This window comes from Paenarthrobacter sp. CM16, assembly GCF_013179505.1.
GTDB lineage: Bacteria > Actinomycetota > Actinomycetes > Actinomycetales > Micrococcaceae > Arthrobacter.
Window position 1 is genome coordinate 1,989 of record NZ_JABMCX010000409.1, and the last position, 1,237, is coordinate 3,225.

The following is a 1,237-nucleotide window of genomic DNA, read 5'->3' on the forward strand; positions in this document are numbered from 1 at the left end:
GCCTAGAAAAGCATCGACGCGAGGTTTTAGCCGCCCGTACCCCAAACCGACACAGGTGATCAGGTAGAGAATACCAAGGCGATCGAGAGAATTATGGTTAAGGAACTCGGCAAAATGCCCCCGTAACTTCGGGAGAAGGGGGGCCTGCCCCGTGATGGAGACTTGCTCTCCGTGAGCGGGTGTGGGCCGCAGAGACCAGGGGGAAGCGACTGTTTACTAAAAACACAGGTCCGTGCGAAGTCGCAAGACGATGTATACGGACTGACTCCTGCCCGGTGCTGGAAGGTTAAGAGGACCGGTTAGCCCCTTGCGGGCGAAGCTGAGAATTTAAGCCCCAGTAAACGGCGGTGGTAACTATAACCATCCTAAGGTAGCGAAATTCCTTGTCGGGTAAGTTCCGACCTGCACGAATGGAGTAACGACTTCCCCGCTGTCTCAACCATAAACTCGGCGAAATTGCAGTACGAGTAAAGATGCTCGTTACGCGCAGCAGGACGGAAAGACCCCGAGACCTTTACTATAGTTTGGTATTGGTGTTCGGAGTGGCTTGTGTAGGATAGGTGGGAGACGTTGAAACCCGGACGCCAGTTCGGGTGGAGTCATCGTTGAAATACCACTCTGGTCACTTTGGACATCTAACTTCGGCCCGTGATCCGGGTCAGGGACAGTGCCTGATGGGTAGTTTAACTGGGGCGGTTGCCTCCTAAAAAGTAACGGAGGCGCCCAAAGGTTCCCTCAGCCTGGTTGGCAATCAGGTGTCGAGTGTAAGTGCACAAGGGAGCTTGACTGTGAGAGAGACATCTCAAGCAGGGACGAAAGTCGGGACTAGTGATCCGGCGGTACATTGTGGAATGGCCGTCGCTCAACGGATAAAAGGTACCTCGGGGATAACAGGCTGATCTTGCCCAAGAGTCCATATCGACGGCATGGTTTGGCACCTCGATGTCGGCTCGTCGCATCCTGGGGCTGGAGTAGGTCCCAAGGGTTGGGCTGTTCGCCCATTAAAGCGGTACGCGAGCTGGGTTTAGAACGTCGTGAGACAGTTCGGTCCCTATCCGCTGCGCGCGCAGGAAATTTGAGAAGGGCTGTCCTTAGTACGAGAGGACCGGGACGGACGAACCTCTGGTGTGTCAGTTGTACTGCCAAGTGCATCGCTGATTAGCTACGTTCGGATGGGATAACCGCTGAAAGCATCTAAGCGGGAAGCTCGCTTCAAGATGAGATTTCCATACACATT

At 54.4% G+C, this 1,237-nt stretch carries 1 rRNA gene (running past one end of the window); it reads left to right on the forward strand.

Going from position 1 to position 1,237, the window contains the following annotated elements:
• Positions 1-1,237: ribosomal RNA gene (locus HP499_RS24930) — 23S ribosomal RNA — on the forward strand; its annotated part reaches 1,988 nt to the left of the window's first position; the annotation flags it as partial.